16 protein-coding genes and 3 pseudogenes are annotated in these 14,792 nt (G+C 58.3%); 10 read left to right on the top strand and 9 right to left on the bottom strand.

From position 1 onward, the window contains the following. Positions 1–14 precede the first annotated feature (14 nt). Positions 15–551, top strand: coding sequence for a nucleotide exchange factor GrpE (locus D6858_RS02110; RefSeq protein ID WP_120106763.1), 537 nt, complete (start codon positions 15–17; stop codon positions 549–551). A 404-nt stretch (positions 552–955) separates the two neighbouring features. Here the strand turns inward: D6858_RS02110 and D6858_RS02105 are convergent, their stop codons facing one another. Both D6858_RS02105 and D6858_RS16185 read right to left on the bottom strand, forming a co-directional pair. Beyond that, positions 956–1,792 carry an IS110 family RNA-guided transposase gene (locus D6858_RS02105; protein WP_240623646.1) on the bottom strand — a complete coding sequence of 279 codons (837 nt, stop codon included), beginning with the start codon at positions 1,790–1,792 and terminating at the stop codon, positions 956–958. A gap of 52 nt (positions 1,793–1,844) precedes the next feature. Next, positions 1,845–2,168 (bottom strand): annotated as a pseudogene (locus D6858_RS16185) (transposase); the annotation flags it as partial. 44 nt (positions 2,169–2,212) lie between these two features. On the opposite strand from D6858_RS16185, the gene D6858_RS16300 reads away from it, so the two are divergent. Continuing rightward, the gene (locus D6858_RS16300; RefSeq protein WP_165859607.1) at positions 2,213–2,380 is read left to right on the top strand and encodes a helix-turn-helix domain-containing protein; all 168 of its coding nucleotides are present in this window, start codon (positions 2,213–2,215) and stop codon (positions 2,378–2,380) included. An 88-nt stretch (positions 2,381–2,468) separates the two neighbouring features. Here D6858_RS16300 and D6858_RS02090 read toward each other — a convergent pair whose 3' ends face one another. From D6858_RS02090 to D6858_RS02080, 3 genes and pseudogenes are all read right to left on the bottom strand, one after another. Beyond that, a complete protein-coding gene (locus tag D6858_RS02090; protein ID WP_120106760.1) occupies positions 2,469–2,936 on the bottom strand; it encodes a Dps family protein in 468 nt (155 codons plus the stop codon). 295 nt (positions 2,937–3,231) lie between these two features. Beyond that, complete coding sequence (locus tag D6858_RS02085) at positions 3,232–3,879, bottom strand: Crp/Fnr family transcriptional regulator (RefSeq protein WP_165859606.1); 648 nt, start codon at positions 3,877–3,879, stop codon at positions 3,232–3,234. Then, positions 3,825–4,175 (bottom strand): annotated as a pseudogene (locus tag D6858_RS02080) (transposase); the annotation flags it as partial. The gene D6858_RS02085 and the pseudogene D6858_RS02080, both read right to left, overlap by 55 nt. Before the next feature lie 6 nt (positions 4,176–4,181). On the opposite strand from D6858_RS02080, the gene D6858_RS02075 reads away from it, so the two are divergent. The 5 genes from D6858_RS02075 to D6858_RS02055 all read left to right on the top strand — a co-directional run bounded on the left by D6858_RS02075 (position 4,182) and on the right by D6858_RS02055 (position 6,896). Next, positions 4,182–4,601 carry a YfdX family protein gene (locus D6858_RS02075; RefSeq protein WP_165859605.1) on the top strand — a complete coding sequence of 140 codons (420 nt, stop codon included), beginning with the start codon at positions 4,182–4,184 and terminating at the stop codon, positions 4,599–4,601. Between the two features lie 243 nt (positions 4,602–4,844). Beyond that, positions 4,845–5,201, top strand: coding sequence for an Hsp20/alpha crystallin family protein (locus D6858_RS02070; protein ID WP_205664853.1), 357 nt, complete (start codon positions 4,845–4,847; stop codon positions 5,199–5,201). 9 nt (positions 5,202–5,210) lie between these two features. Further along, positions 5,211–5,603: an Hsp20/alpha crystallin family protein gene (locus tag D6858_RS02065; RefSeq protein WP_120106752.1), complete on the top strand. Its 393-nt coding sequence runs from the start codon at positions 5,211–5,213 to the stop codon at positions 5,601–5,603. A 12-nt stretch (positions 5,604–5,615) separates the two neighbouring features. After that, the gene (locus tag D6858_RS02060) at positions 5,616–6,116 is read left to right on the top strand and encodes an Hsp20/alpha crystallin family protein (protein ID WP_240623644.1); all 501 of its coding nucleotides are present in this window, start codon (positions 5,616–5,618) and stop codon (positions 6,114–6,116) included. Positions 6,117–6,254: 138 nt separating this feature from the next. Beyond that, the gene (locus D6858_RS02055; protein WP_120106750.1) at positions 6,255–6,896 is read left to right on the top strand and encodes a hypothetical protein; all 642 of its coding nucleotides are present in this window, start codon (positions 6,255–6,257) and stop codon (positions 6,894–6,896) included. 52 nt (positions 6,897–6,948) lie between these two features. Here D6858_RS02055 and D6858_RS02050 read toward each other — a convergent pair whose 3' ends face one another. The 4 genes and pseudogenes from D6858_RS02050 to D6858_RS02040 all read right to left on the bottom strand — a co-directional run bounded on the left by D6858_RS02050 (position 6,949) and on the right by D6858_RS02040 (position 11,195). Continuing rightward, positions 6,949–8,646, bottom strand: a complete 1,698-nt coding sequence (locus D6858_RS02050) for a cation:proton antiporter domain-containing protein (RefSeq protein ID WP_120106747.1) — start codon at positions 8,644–8,646, stop codon at positions 6,949–6,951. 18 nt (positions 8,647–8,664) lie between these two features. Then, positions 8,665–9,717, bottom strand: a complete 1,053-nt coding sequence (locus tag D6858_RS02045; protein WP_240623651.1) for a phospholipase D-like domain-containing protein — start codon at positions 9,715–9,717, stop codon at positions 8,665–8,667. Between the two features lie 216 nt (positions 9,718–9,933). Continuing rightward, positions 9,934–10,068 (bottom strand): annotated as a pseudogene (locus tag D6858_RS16020) (PLDc N-terminal domain-containing protein); the annotation flags it as partial. 68 nt (positions 10,069–10,136) lie between these two features. Further along, positions 10,137–11,195 carry a hypothetical protein gene (locus D6858_RS02040; RefSeq protein WP_120106744.1) on the bottom strand — a complete coding sequence of 353 codons (1,059 nt, stop codon included), beginning with the start codon at positions 11,193–11,195 and terminating at the stop codon, positions 10,137–10,139. A 392-nt stretch (positions 11,196–11,587) separates the two neighbouring features. On the opposite strand from D6858_RS02040, the gene D6858_RS02035 reads away from it, so the two are divergent. The 3 genes from D6858_RS02035 to istB all read left to right on the top strand — a co-directional run bounded on the left by D6858_RS02035 (position 11,588) and on the right by istB (position 14,666). Beyond that, complete coding sequence (locus D6858_RS02035; RefSeq protein WP_276308678.1) at positions 11,588–12,097, top strand: Hsp20 family protein; 510 nt, start codon at positions 11,588–11,590, stop codon at positions 12,095–12,097. 314 nt (positions 12,098–12,411) lie between these two features. Further along, positions 12,412–13,902, top strand: a complete 1,491-nt coding sequence (gene istA, locus D6858_RS02030) for an IS21 family transposase (RefSeq protein ID WP_081261070.1) — start codon at positions 12,412–12,414, stop codon at positions 13,900–13,902. Further along, entirely contained in the window at positions 13,899–14,666 is a 768-nt protein-coding gene (istB, locus tag D6858_RS02025) for an IS21-like element helper ATPase IstB (protein ID WP_048578302.1), read from the top strand. Before istA ends, istB begins: the two co-directional genes overlap by 4 nt. Positions 14,667–14,792 lie beyond the last annotated feature (126 nt).

The following is a 14,792-nucleotide window of genomic DNA, read 5'->3' as shown; positions in this document are numbered from 1 at the left end:
CGGGGGTACAGGCCGTGTCGGACAATGCAAAGAATGGCGAGAACGAGGACGGATCGCCCTCGGCAGTTGGTAAAAGCGTGGAGTCGGAGGTCCTGCCGGAACCGGAAGAAGGGGACGCGTTACAGGATCGATTGCTTCGTGCACTGGCGGAAGCTGAGAATGCGCGAAAGCGCGCAGAAAAAGCGGGAACCGAAGGTCGACAGGCCGGGATGGCGCAACTGCTATCCGAACTCGCACCAGCGCTCGACAATCTCGACCTTGCCTTGGAGGCCTTGGCGGGTTCACACGAGATCGAGCCATCGTTGATCAAGGGGCTGGAGGCGACGCGGCGAGCAATCAACGATGCCTTGCTCAAGGCCGGGGTAAAAATACTGCGTCCTTCGATTGGCGAAGATCCTGATCCCCACGTGCATGAAATTATCGGCACCGTGCCGACTCCGGGATCCAATACAGGCCAGATCGTGAGCGTCGCGCAGTCAGGTTACATGATTGGGCCCAGACTGGTTCGCGCCGCGAGAGTCATTGTTTCACGAGAAGTGGATGCTTCCTGACGTGACATGACCAGCCTCTTTCGGCGCGGAACCAGTGGCCAAGCGAAGATGCCTGGAGACGGACCGCGCTATAACGGCGAGCTGATAGCGAAGACATGATCGATACCAGAATCTCCTGCACTAAGATTGAAAGTGACATGTCGCACACTAGGGTCCATATCTGTAATTTGCGGTCGCTTGGCGGTTGTCCCTTGAGGGTTTCAAGGATCTATCCGCACTCGCCGATGCGAGGATCGGTGGTGCTTTATCGGGTCTCACAAGGCCGGACGTTGCATTGACTCGAAGCGGGCTTGGTGGCCCATCTGTCGACCTTCGCAGATCGTCCGTCCCTGCGTTCCCTCGCGGGACACCGCCATCGGGTCAGCTCGAGAGCATCACCACTGGCATCGGGATACTACCTCAACTCAGGCCTCGAACAAGGTCCCGTCACGCAGCATGGCGTGCATGATGACAGCGAGGCGGCGGGCTAGCGCAACTCGGGCCTTTCGCAGCCCGCGCCGCTTTGCGATCTTGAGCGCCCAGCTTTTCAGCGCAAAGCTCTGGCGTGTGCGCGTCAAGATCGAGTTGGCCGCTTCGTAGAGGAGCTTGCGGACCGTCCCGTCGCCTTGTTTGGTAATGCGTCCTGTCCAGTCGAGCTCTCCCGATCGGTGTCGGCGTGGAACCAGGCCAAAGTACGCGCCAGCCGTTCGCGATCGCTTGAACCGGCTGGCATCATCAACAGCGGCGGCGAACGCAGCGGAGGTCTGCACACCCACGCCAGGGATGCTCATCAGGGCCTGGCTGGCCGGAGAAGCCAGGCTGATCGCTTTGAGCTGGCGATCCATCTGCCCGATCTCCTCCACGAGGCGCTCGCGGGCCCGAAGGAGCGACGCCACCGCTTCGCAGAGGCCGGGGACAGAAGCAGCCACTCGCATTCGCGCGAGGAATCGCTCGCCCTGGCCCGCGCCGAGCCTGATCCCGAAGGTGGCGCAGAGGCCGCGGATCGTGTTGTCGAGCCGGACGCGTGCTTCGACCAGATGGCCGCGGGCGGTGATGACCGAACGCACTCCGTGCGCGGCCGGCGACTTGACATGCACGTCCTTGTAGAAGCCGGTACGCGCCAGCTGAGCAAGCCCGGCCGCATCGTGCAGATCGGTCTTGTTGGCCTTCATCGCCTTCAAGCTCTGATGCGCCTGACGCGCGTCGATGCAGACGATGGCAACGCCCAACTCGCGCAAGCCCAGCGCGATCCACGGGCTCAAAGTCGGCGAACAGCATGTCCAAGGCGCCGGCCTGGGTCAGCCGTTCGCGGAACAGCCGGATGGTGTTGGCGTCGGGCGTCGGCGCGCCGAGGTCGAAGCCCAAAAAGCGTAGCCAGCTCAGCCGGTCGCGGATCAGATACTCCATACGCCCGTCGGCCACGTTGTTTTGCGCCGCCAGCACCAGCACCTTGAGCATCGTCACCGGATCGTAGGGCGGCCGCCCGCCCTTCGCCCCGTCCGAATAGGCCAGCGACACGTCCAGCACCGGCCGGAACGCCTCGAAATCGACAACCCTCGCCAGCACTTCAAGCGGATCGCCATGCGCCGAAAGCCGCTTCAGATGCTCCGATAACCCGAACAATCCCGCCTGCCGCATCGCCCGATCCCTTCAGGCAAGAGTGAATCAGATTAGGTCTGGATTTGCGAGGGGTCTTTGGAGGTGCCCATCTTGGTCTCACGAGTGAAACGGTTACCCGTACGCTGACGTTCCTGCAGGGCGAAGGCATGATTTTGGTCGATGGAAAGCAAATTACTTTCTTAGAACTCGACAAACTCGAAATGCTTGCTGCGCAGATCTACTCGACCTAAGAAACAGCCCGATCGAATTGCCTGAGTCTCTTCGGCCTTATCGTGGCGCAGCCGGCAAGCCCGGTGAGCGCAGATGTAATTGCCCAGATCAACCCGCCAAAGTTGCTCGCAGCATCCATGCAACCTTTTCATGGACCGCAATTCGTGAGACCAGCAGATCTGAAGTCGCCTGATCCCCGATTTCCTCGGCATCAGGAACAACGCATCTCGCAGTGCGGGCCGCCAACTGATTGCCTTTCATTAGCAGGGACACCATTTCCATCGCTTCAGGTGGTGAATCGGGCACATCCGGCAATGATGTCAGTTGCGCAAACTGTTTATACGAACCGGGGGCGAAAGAACCGAGAGTAAGGAGCCTCTCGGCAATCAGATCCACTGCAAGCCAAAGTTCATTATACTGCACCATAAACATTTGATGCAAACTATTAAAGTGTGGACCCGTCACGTTCCAGTGAAAATTGTGGGTTGTAAGATATAGCGTGTAAGTATCTGCCAGAAATTTTTTCAGGCCATCAACGACCACAATCCTTTTGGGATCATCGAGATTGGAATCCATAACATACCTCATTGACATTACTTCACCCTCACCAGCTCGTTTGGACGAGCGCCCGAATGGCCGTTCCAAAGACCTTGAGCCTCGGTTGTCCCGACCGGCACATCACCCACTTGACGACCCTGGCCGACCCCTGCTCAAGATCCGGGTCTGGTTTTCCTGTTAGCCTCACTCATATGCAAGCCGCACTGAGATATATCAGGGACAGCGGGGATGATGGCAATATAATTTCTCCTCCAGCAAGCCGACTCGCCGATTTCAGATTGGCGATGGATGAGGAGGTCCGATGCTTTCGCAGTCACAGAAGCAGTCGCTCAACCTCCGCGTGCTTTCTCTGGTAGCCGGAAAACCGCACTAAGGCTTGCCGGTCTATGATCTCCAGCGTGTTTCCCGGTATTGTTGCCAAGCCGAGTTTGCTCAGTTCACTTGTCGACCTACTGACATGCGTAGGCGAAATCCCGAGATTATCGGAGAGGTCGCCGCGTTGAAGAGGGAAGTGACACCACCGCTGGTTCTGCCCACCCAGTGCGCCAGCCCGATCAAATATTTCCAGCAAAAAATGATCAAGGCGGCTTGCCGAGGAGGTCTTCGCATCGAGCGTCATCTGGCGATCGGCGCGATTTTGATCCTGCAAAAGGGAATTGACCAGACCTCGTGCGAGACCTGGCTGGTGGGCGAAGAGTTCGCCGACTGCGACACCGCCAAGAACACACAGCGAAACGCGGGTCAGGCTGGAAACGCCTTCGTTTTGCAGTCCGAGCAGTAAGCTTTGCAATCCGATTATGTTCCCAGGAAGCAGGACTTCGACAATCTGTCGCTCGCCGCAGGTTGTCAGGCGATACCGGAGTGCCCATCCACTCAGTGTCTGATTCGAAATTATCGGTTGAGATTTCATGATCTTGCGCTGCGGCGGGTAAAGATCTGGATCGAGGCGATGAAGATCCATGCGGTTGCGGAGGCGATGGTCTGCTCGAAGTCCTTGGCGAGGCGTCGGTTCCTGTTCAGCCATGCGAGCGTTCGCTCAACCACCCAGCGCCGCGGGAGCACCTCGAAGCATTTCACCGCATCGGACCTCTTGATGATTTCGATGGTCCACTTGCCGAAGCGGCGCAGGGCTTGCTTGAACTTGTCCCCGGCATAGCCGCCATCGGCGAACACATGGCGCAGCCAGGGGAAGCGTTTGATGATTTCGGCGAGTACCAACGGCGCGCCATCGCGGTCCTGGATGTCGGCGGCATGGATCACGGCGTGAACGAGATTGCCCTGATCGCGGATGTTGACAGCCTGCGTGCAGCACAGCGAAGTGCGACGCTGGCCTTGATTGACGGAGACACGCAGACTGCCCGCACTCTGCTCTCCAATTTCGCTGACCAGACCGCAGTCCGGATGGGAAATCTGCCTATGGCGACTTATCCGACCGCGATCAGGCGGGCAGCCGCGCTGATCGAAGCGGGTCAGCTCGATGAAGCAAAGACCGATCTAGAGCAAACCTTGAGTACTGTCGTTGTCACCGAGACGGTCTTTCCGTATCCGGTGATCAATGCCGTGGTCCCACTCGCGCTGCGGAAGAACTGGCAGCGAAAGCGCGCAAGTCCGACGAGGGTCGCGCCGCTCTGGCTATCGCACTGGAGGCATCTCGCATGTCTCTTCAGCGCGCGGCGGTTTTAGGGTACTGTCGCCCGCCACAGGGCGCGGTTTTGAAACCAGATTCGCACGATCGAATTGGCAACCATTGCTGGCGGCAAAGCAGAACGCGAATTTGCAGAACTCCTCCGCCAGGTACGCGGAGCATCTACCAGACAGACGCGTTCGCGCTGACAGTCGTTGTCCAAGAGGAGAAGAATGATGGTTTATCCAGCAAGAATCTATAGGGCCGATCCTTTCGAAATATTGAGAAAGGGGTTGTCGGGATTGCCAACCGCAAGGGTAAGTAGTGCCGCCGCCTTTCCCAAGCTGAACATCTGGCGGACCGGGCAAGGTGCGGCAATCGTCGCCGAAATGCCTGGCATTAATCCCCAAAAGGTCGACATCACCGTCAAGGAGAATTTGCTTTCGATTTCAGGCGAACGCGCACAGCCCGATTGCGGCAATGATGCGCGTTGGATGAGGCGTGAAAGGAGTTACGGCCAGTTCACTCGAGCCGTGACGCTGCCTTTCCGGATCGATCCGGAAAACGTCGAAGCGCGCTATTCGAACGGCATCCTTTTTATCGCTGCTGGCCTGTCCGACGCCGACAAGCCGCGCAAGATCGCGATCAAGGCAGGTTAGGAACTGAACATGAGTAACGACATGGAAACGACAACCAATGAGAAATTGGCGCAGCAGGCGGAGCAAGCACAGCCAGTCCAGATGCCCTTGACCGACATCGTCGAAACCTCTGACGGAGCAATTCTCCTCATCGAACTGCCCGGATGCAGCTCAGACGATCTGGACATCGAGCTTGCGAACGGCGTATTGACAGTCGCGGCAAGGCCTTCGGTTTCGATGCCCCAAGAGGGCGAATTGCAGCACATCGAATTTGTTTCAACGGCTTATGAGCGCTCTTTCCAGGTCTCGAAAGATTTCGATCCCGATAAAACCGATGCGTCGATGCGCGACGGCGTACTTACCTTACGCCTTCATCGCTCTGAGAAACTGGCGCCCCGGAAGATTTCGGTGAAGGCAGGATAAGAAGGAGGAACGATGATGAAGATCAAGGATCTTGTGCCATGGACGCGCTCGGAGAACCCGCGCCAGCCCGTATCGAATGCTGAGCAGGAAGAAGCGCATCACTCTCTCAAACGTGACATCAACGCGCTTGTCGATAAGTTTGTCGAGAAGATCGGCAACCTCGATTTGCCGTGGCAGGATAATGAAGCCAAATCGGATGTAGTCCAGGCAGGCGATGCAGTCGAAATTTCGATCGAGTTGCCCGGCATGGATTTGGCTGACATCGATCTTTCAATTTCGGGCGACATGCTGGTGGTGAAAGGAGAAAAGAAGGTCGAGCGGCAGGAGGAAAAGCAAGGATACTTCCTCTCCGAGCGGGCCTACGGGCAAATCTATCGCGCCATTCCCCTGCCCCCGGGTCTCGACACCGATGACGCCAAGGCCGATCTGAAAAACGGCGTGTTGACCGTTTCGATACCGCAGTCGGCCGAAGCGCGATCCTCGATGAAGAAGATTTCGGTCAACAAGGCATAACCCCTTGTCGGGGCGGGCCCAGACCGCCCGGAAATACCGACCACCGGCTAAGCACAAGCGCTTCAAATCTGGTCTCGTAATATGATTTGCGTGAAAGACTTGCTTTTGCGCTTCCAACGATGAGAAAGCACGCAGAATATGTCCGATCGGGAGGATGATCAAACAGTCGACACGGTTGAAATCCGGGAAGTGGTTGGAATTGTTTACAATCACAACGCTCTTGAAGAAATGGCAACACAACTGGTTGCCGCAGGGGTGGACCGCAATGACATATCCCTCATGGCCGATTGGAATACGGTCATCGAAAAACTCGGCCTGACCTATCCCGATCCGGGCGCGGTCGTCGATAACCCCGAGACTCCGAGGCGGCGCCTAACGACCAGGGATGAACATGCCACGGTCACCGGAACCGTTTTTGGAACCTTGATTGCGACGGGTGCCTTAGCAGCCGGAGTACCCATCATAGCTTCAGGAGGTGCAATTCCGCTTGCACTTGCGGCATGTACTGCTGGCGGCGGAATAGGAGCGATGTTGGCCAAGCTTGTTCGCAAGAATTTGCTGACGCGGGATGATGCCGATGCAATCGAGCATGATATAAATCGCGGCGGCATTGCAGTTTTTGTCAGGGTGGATAACGCGGATGAGGAGCAACGCGCAATCAACATCATGAGGCGCAATGGTGCGCATAATGTCCATGCTCATACCATCACATTACGCAAGGAATTGAGCGACCTCCCGCTTGCAAACGTACAGCCCGATCCATGGCTAGCCGACGACTGAAACGACAGATAAGGCCTTGCCGCTCATTGTAAATTCGCGCGCAGGGCAGACATCAAGCATGGTCTGCAGCATCGGAAGTCAAGGTGCAGGAAATTTTCTCGATCTCATTTTTAGGAAGATCGACAGCCGACAGTACCAGACGTGCCAAATCCATTCCCAGATATAGCTCCGGGTCTAACTGCAGGATCCGTTGGTCGGTGTGCATCGTCTCATCCCTATCCTGAGATGTGCCGAGCAAGACGATTTTCCCGTGAGCGTTTCCTTCGAGAAACCAGTCCACAATCCGGTTTTGCCTTTGCGAAGACGGTTTCGTTATTACGATTGCCGCCGCGACGTTTGCGCGCGCCGCCTCGAGCGTAGCGGTGCGACCCGGGTCGCCGAGAATGACTGGCAGCCCTTCTTCGCGCGCGGTCAAATAAAGTCTCAAATCTGGTTCGATCATCACAAAGTCGAGTTCTGCCAGTCTCACCGCTCTCGCCGCTGATCGCGCAAGGTTGTCCGCGCCGCAGAAAACGATGTGATTGATGCAAGCCCTGACTTCGCGAGCGACTTCCACCTCCTCGGTTTGCGGTAGATTGGTCATTCTGGATTTCCCGCCGCAGAGGTTCCGCGCGATGGTTTCCGAAGATCGGAAAAGAATTGGCCCAAGGCCCATCGAAACGACAAGCGCTAGCAGCAGTGGCTGGCCCAATTCGGTCGATATCAGCGAAGCGGTAAGAGCTCCGGAAAGGAGCAAAAGTCCGAATTCCCCACCATGCGCCAGAATTACAGCCGTCTGCAGCGCATCACGCGCAGAGGATCCGGATATCTTCAGTGCGATAAAATTCAGCGATGCTTTTGCAGGAAGGAGAACCAATAGCCAGGCAAGGACCGCCAGCGGACTGCTCCCAAGCTGGCTCAGGTCCAGCTGCAAGCCGATCGAGACGAAGAAAATACTAGCGAAAACGTCCCGAAAAGGCCGCAAGTCTTCCTCGATCCGGTGCCGGACATCGCTTTCACCCAAAATAAGTCCCGCCAGGAATGCACCCAGAGCAGCGGAAGCTCCGGCGAGATGGGCGGATTCCGCTGCCATGGCAATAATCGCGAGAGCGGCAAGGACCAGCAGCTCGGAATTGCCGCGCCGATAGATTGCCATCAGCAGCCAGTGGAGCACAGGCCTCGCCAAAGCCAGCGCGACGGTGAAGATTGCCAGGACCTTGAGGACTTCGAGCGATATCTCGACCAGACCGGGCTGTCCACCAGACTGCCAGATCGCGAGCATGGCAAGTAGTGGAATGGCCGCCAAGTCTTGAAAGACCAGCACCGAAATGGCCACACGCCCGTGCCGGGTGGTCAATTCCCCCTGGTCTGCCAACTGCTTTGCCGACAATGCGGTCGAGGACATTGCGACCGATGCGCCCAGCAAGATCGCGGGCGCGATTCCCCACCCCAGGCACCAAACGAGGCTTCCCACGGGCAGCCCCACAAGAAACCCCTGCAGCGCGCCAGCCTTCAGTATTTTGCCCTTGTCGCTCCAGAATTCGGTAAGCGAAAATTCCAAGCCTACCATGAACAGCAGGAGGATAATGCCTGCCTCGGCCATGAAGTCCAGCGCCGGACCATCGGGAAACAATCCGGTGACTGAGGACCCCAGAAGAATACCGACAGCAATATAGCCCAGGATCGTTGGAGCCTTCATGAGATGAAACAGCAAGCCGGCCACCAGGATGGAAACAAAGAGAATGAACACAGAGAAAAAGAGTTCTTCCATTATCGCGTTCCGTCAGTTTCAAAGGATCGGCGAAAACAGCCGCGCAAAGCCATTTCGCAGTTTCACGAAATACGGCATGTCAGACAGGTCGGTCGGCCTCACTTTCTTCGACGCAGACCTGATTCGGGCGAAATCGTCACCAAGCTCCAGTGCCAGCCTGCGATCGTAAATTTCCAGGTTGAATTCGAAGTTCAGGCGCAGGCTACGCGCATCCCAGTTGGCGGAGCCGACACACACCCAGGCATCGTCAATTATCATCAGCTTGCCATGATCGAACGGGCCGGGGCGCTCATAAATGCAGACACCGTGTTCGATTATCTGCCAGTAATGCGCCTTAGATGCCCATTGCACGAACAGATGGTCGCTGTTTTGCGGGACCACAATCTCGACCCGAACCCCTCGCAAAGCGGCTGCGCCCAGCGCGGCAATAGTAGGCTGATCAGGCAGGAGATAAGGGGTGCGAATGGAAATCTTTTTCTGAGCGGCATTGATTGCGCCTATAAAAATCCATCGCATCCGGTCCAGCGTTTCGTCAGGCCCGGATTCTACCCCGCGCGCAAGGCTAACTCCGTCGGTGATCGGACTGCCAGATTTGCCAGCCCAGAAGCCTTCGTCCAGCTCTACTTCCTTGCTGTCGTACCAGTCCCGCTCGAAGGTCTCCCGCATTTGCCCGACGACCGGACCCGAAACCTCAAGGTGCAGATCGCGGAAAGCGCTTTCCGGGGCCTTGGGACACCAATAGGGCCTATGGATGTTCATGCCGCCGGTAAAGCCCCGGTACCCGTCAACGATGAGCAGTTTGCGATGGTTGCGCAGATGCAACCCGTGCAGACGTGCCGGTATCACAGGGGGATTGAAAAGGGCGACATCAATACCGTGAAGCCGCAACGCTCCGAAGGCGTCCGAGTTGGATAACCTGGCATAAGCATCATCGATCAGGACCTTGACGCTCACTCCGCGCGACCGCGCTTGCGCGAGGGTATCGACAAAAAGCGCCCCGATCCCCTTGCCCTCGAAAATGTATGAGGCAAGGGCGATAGAATGCTTCGCTTCGCAAATCGCCTGAAGCATTTGCGGGTAGGCCTCTGTGCCCCCAAAAAGGGGGGTGCAACGATTTCCGGGCAACAGTTCTTTGCCTGACACGGTTCCCCCGAGACGCGCAAGACTGGCCAGATGAGGCGGCAAATCCCTGCCCGCCGAACCTAGATTGGAAAGTTCGCTTTTCGCTGGGCGCGCCGCGCGTAGCCGCATTGCTTTGCGGTTAACCCGATTTATCCCAAATAAAAGGTAGCAAAGTGAGCCGCCTAGAGGGACAAGAGCAACCGCTAGCAGCCAGATGGTCGCCGATCGCGGGTCGCGCTTGTGGATGATCGCGTGGCTGGCCGTGGCAATCGCAGCGATCACCGCGATTGAAAATATCATCCAGCTAAACGACGTAGTTTCAGGAATGTTCATACCCCGGTGCGCATCGGTGCCTGACGGCAGCAGCGTCAACCTTTGCTTCGGAAAATTTCTTCCCACGAGTCGGCACCCCACTCGGCGAGGCGCGCATCCAGAAAGGCGGATACCTTTTCGAAAATATCTTCAATCTCATCGAGCGCGCGGTCGACCACTTCCGAAACCTGCTTCGGTGCGAAGAGATCTTGCTGGCGCAAGACGAACACCCTGCGCCAGAGATTCGGCAGGTCGCGCAGAGCCGCGACCACGCCTGCAACGTGCACCTCATCGAGCGCGACTTTGGTCTGCGAGAGCTCAACTGGCAGGACATCGGCCAAAGTGACATGGTCGTCGGGCTGATAGAATTCGTAAAATTCCTCTTCGACCATAGCCTCCGCTTCATCTTCTGCATCTTGAGGCACTTCGCTGTCTAGCGGTATAGCCGACATCGAAATCTGCTGAGCGGCGATTTCCGCGTCGATCACCGCGAAGAGTTCGCGCAAGGCGGCAATCTGTAATTCCCCGGCATCCACGACCCCATGATCGCTCGCAATGACGCGCATGATGGCTTCGTCAACGATATCGGCGACTTCGGGATAGCCGGTTGGAAGTTTGCTCACGGCACGCAGATAGGCCAATTCGCGCCTGGAAGCTGTTTCCAACTTGGGCCGGATTTCGGCCAGTCTCGCCTTTACCAGGCTGCGCTCCCTTTCAGGACGCTGATCGGCCCCGGTCGTGATCTCGTAGAGACGCTCGCGCCGCCTTTTGCGGGCGAATTCGGTACCATGGGCCAGTCTTTCCAAATGCCTGCGAGTAGCAGATGTTAGCTTGTCGATGACGTCCCTGGCCAATGAACGCAGATCGTCTCCCTTACTGTGAACGGCCACGATCCTCTGGCCCGGCAAATGCAAATGCACCGACAGGCTGAATGTCGCATCTTTGTCCGGCGAGCGACCAAGAACAGCCTGAATACGGGTAGCAGATGCTCCGCGTGCACCGAAAATTGGTTGAAGAGCCCCGACAGCTTCCTCCAGCAACGCCGTGCGCACGGTTGCCGCATCCTGTTTCGATGTAGTTTTGTCTGTGACTGACAGGCTGATGAAGATTGCCATGCGCTCTTATCCTGCGATGAGGTGTTGTGCACGCTGTTGTCTGGCGCGATCGCCTGCAAGGAGCAACCGGCGGGGGAATGCTTCCAGGGCTCTCGCTTGCATGAAAAGCATTCCCCAATCGTGTTTTGCGAATCAATGTACGCAAAAATGGGTACTGCAGATCGCTTCACGCGTCCACGCCATCACGTCAAATGGAATACGCTACCTCAAGCTACCGCTCAATGCGCTCTGATTATGTGTACATTCAACGTCAGCGGGGACCTCAAGAATTCTCCTGACACTTTTCAAAGGTAGGACAACCAGATGGCAAGACATGTTGCAGCCCCTACGACGAAATTCATTGGTATGCCGGTTGGACAGAGGGCGTCGGCTCTTGGTTCCCGGCGCCTCTCATGCCCAGATTGCTCAACAAGGAGGATTTGGAAATGAGAACTGCATTTGATTTGACCCCCTATCGCCGCTCGACGGTCGGTTTCGATCGGCTCTTCGATGCGCTCGAGAACAGCTTCCGCGCCGAGACGCAGGATGGCTACCCACCCTTCGACATCGTTCGTACCGGCGAGGACAGCTACCGGATCACTCTGGCGGTTGCCGGCTTCCGTCCGGACGAAATCGACATCACTTCACAGCAGAACCAGCTCGTCATCTCCGGTCAGAAGATCGAGAAGGACGAAGACGGTGTTGAATTCGTTCACCGCGGTATCGCTGCCCGCGCGTTCGAGCGCCGGTTCCAGCTGGCCGATTATGTCGAAGTGCGCGATGCGGATTACGAGCACGGCATGTTGACGATTTCGCTCCAGCGGATCGTCCCGGAATCGCTCAAGCGGCGCAAAATCGCCATCGGAAGCCGCGAGCATGTCAATGACGACACGCCGCAGCTGCCCGAAGACAAGGCGGCCTAATTCCAAATCATCGGGCAAATCCTCGGCGGGGTGGGTGCCACCGCACCTGCCCCGCTTGACGGAGCTTGCCTGAACCAGTCGGAAAACAGGAGGAATGTCGAGATGGCAATTCGCGATCTCATTCCCTGGAAAAGCCAGGGTCAGGACATCGCTCCCCGGTAGGAGGAGCGGGTCGATCATCCGGTGATGTCTGAGAACGGCGGTGCAAAATTAGACCACGGTAGCGGCGGCGAAGTGCTGCTGCGGGCGGCGTAAAAGTCGTCCACTTTTTCCCTTTTCGCGATGCTGGCGAGGAGGGATGAGGGATTTACACCGTGGAACTTTACCTGAAGGTTCGTCTTGCCTGCGCGGGCGGCATGAGCGCCCGGGCGGCAGCGAAGCATTTCAACATATCGCGCGACACGGTCCGCAAGATGCTGTCGTATTCCGAGCCGCCCGGTTACCGTCGCAGCGCCCCGGTGCGGCGACCGAAGCTGGAAGCGTTCATACCGATCATCGACGGCTGGCTGGATGGGGACCGGTCGGTCCCGCGCAAGCAGCGCCATACGGCGAAGCGTGTGTTCGATCGCCTTCGCGAAGAGCATGGCTTCACCGGAGGCTACACGATCATCAAGGATTACATCCGGGATCGGGATCAGCGCAGCCGGGAGATGTTCGTGCCGCTGGCACACGCACCCGGCCATGGGCAGGCAGATTTTGGAGAAGCTCTGGTCGAGATCGGCGGGGTGGAGCAGAAGGCGCACTTCTTCGTGCTCGATCTGCCGCACAGCGACGCCTGCTACGTACGCGCCTATCCGGCTGCCGTTGCCGAGGCCTGGATGGACGGCCATGTCCACGCCTTTGCGTTCTTCGGCGCGGTGCCGCTGTCGATCGTCTACGACAACGACCGCTGCCTGGTCTCGAAGATCCTGCCTGACGGGACGCGGCTGCGCGCGAGGCTGTTCAGCGCCTTCCTGTCGCACTACCTGATCCGTGATCGTTACGGCCGCCCCGGCAAGGGTAACGATAAGGGCGGCGTTGAAGGCCTTGTCGGCTATTGCCGGCGCAACTTCATGGTGCCGATCCCCCGGTTCCCGACATGGGAGGCGTTCAACCTGTGGCTCGAGGAGCAATGCCGCAAACGGCAGAACGACCGGCTGCGGGGCGAGAGTGAGACGATTGGCGAGAGGCTGCGGCGCGATCTGGCGGCGATGCAGGAACTGCCGGCTTCCCCCTTCGAGGCCTGTGACCAGACCAGCGGCCAGGTCTCATCGCAGGCGCTGGTGCGTTACCGGACCAACGATTACTCGGTGCCGGTGCGCTTCGGCCACCAGGAGGTGTGGATCAGGGGCTATGTCGACGAGGTGGTGATCGGTTGCCGGGGCGAGATCATTGCCCGCCATGTGCGCAGCTACGAGCGCGAGGATGTGATCTTCGATCCGATCCATTACCTTCCCCTGATCGAACAGAAGATCAATGCCCTCGATCAGGCCGCACCATTGCAGGGCTGGGACCTGCCCGAGGTATTTACAACGCTGCGCCGGCTGATGGAGACGCGCATGGGCAAGCATGGCCGGCGCGAATATGTGCAGGTACTGCGCCTGCTGGAGAGCTTCGCTCTGGCCGATCTGCATGGCGCGGTGAAGCAGGCCCTTGATATGGGCGCGATCGGCTTCGATGCGGTGAAGCATCTCCTGTTATGCCGGGTGGAGCGCCGCCCGCCCCGACTGGACATGGCGATCTATCCCTACCTGCCCAGGGCCAGAGTGGAGACAACATCGGCGCGCTCGTACATGCGGCTGTTGACCGGCGGAGCAGCGGCATGAGCAGCCAAGCTCCCGAACTGCTGCTCGCCAGCCACCTCAAGACGCTCAAGCTGCCAACCTTCCTGCGCGAGCATGACAAGCTGGCCCGGCAATGCGCAGCAGAGGGCGTAGATCATGTCCGCTACCTTGCTCGGCTTGTCGAACTGGAACTGATCGACCGGGAACGCCGGATGGTCGAGCGCCGGATCAAGGCCGCGCGGTTCCCGGCCGCCAAGAGCCTCGACAGCTTCGACTTTGCCGCCATTCCGAAGCTCAACAAGATGCAGGTGCTCGAACTGGCGCGTTGTGACTGGATTACCCGTCGCGAGAACGTCATCGCCCTTGGCCCGTCGGGGACCGGCAAGACCCATGTCGCGATCGGTCTTGGCCTGGCGGCCTGCCAGAAGGGCCTGACGGTCGGGTTCATCACTGCTTCCGCGCTGGTCAGCGAGATGATGGAGGCACGCGACGAACGCCGCCTACTGCGCTTACACAAGCAGATGACCGGCTATAAGCTTCTCATCATCGATGAGCTGGGGTTCGTGCCCCTCTCCAAAACCGGCGCGGAACTGCTGTTCGAGCTGATCTCACAGCGCTACGAACGCGGCTCGACGCTGATCACCAGCAACCTGCCGTTCGACGAATGGACCGAGACGTTCGGTTCCGAGCGCCTGACAGGCGCGCTCCTCGACCGGCTCACCCACCACGTCAGCATCCTCGAGATGAACGGCGAGAGCTATCGCCTGGCCCAGAGCCAGGCACGCAAAGCACGTCCCAACCCCTGACAGAAACGGCAATCCGGGTGTTGGCGACCCCCGCTCGGGCTACGCCCTCCCGGCGCTCGCCAACACCCGGATCAAGTGGCCTGGTTTTGCTCCGCCCAATGGACGACTTTTACGCCGCCGTTGACA

This window comes from Tsuneonella suprasediminis, from assembly GCF_003605755.1.
Classification (GTDB): domain Bacteria; phylum Pseudomonadota; class Alphaproteobacteria; order Sphingomonadales; family Sphingomonadaceae; genus Tsuneonella; species Tsuneonella suprasediminis.
The sequence above is the reverse complement of the archived record's forward strand: the minus strand, read 5'-3'. Positions and strand labels throughout refer to the sequence as shown.